This window comes from Stenotrophomonas sp. SrG (assembly GCF_050031795.1).
Taxonomy (GTDB): Bacteria; Pseudomonadota; Gammaproteobacteria; order Xanthomonadales; family Xanthomonadaceae; genus Stenotrophomonas; species Stenotrophomonas rhizophila_A.
The window spans coordinates 1-256 of the sequence record NZ_JBNBBE010000470.1 but is presented as its reverse complement, the minus strand read 5'-3'; the positions used below and the strand labels follow the sequence as shown (position 1 = coordinate 256).

1 protein-coding gene is annotated in these 256 nt (G+C 63.7%); it reads left to right on the top strand.

Annotated features, from left to right (window positions below; all coding sequences use genetic code 11):
- Positions 1-99 precede the first annotated feature (99 nt).
- Positions 100-256, top strand: a 157-nt coding sequence (locus ACQG3P_RS20525) for a FeoA family protein (RefSeq protein WP_426806075.1), incomplete at its 3' end; no start/stop codon positions are given.

Sequence of the window (256 nt, the reverse complement as noted above, 5' to 3'; positions counted from 1 at the left end):
CCATACATGTATGGATCATAGCGGCCCATGCGGCCCGGGCCATGACGCGGCGCGGCGATGCTAGAAGTGATATCCATTCTTATCGACCGAAGGCGACCTGTGACGTTGTCCGATCTGCCGCTGCCCGGCTCCGCTCTGGTGGAATCGGTGCGCGACCTCCATGCAAACGACGCCATCGCCCGCCGGCTCAGGGAACTGGGCGTCGTCAAGGGTGAAGATGTGCGTCTGGTAGCCCGTGGTCCCATCGGCGGCGAAC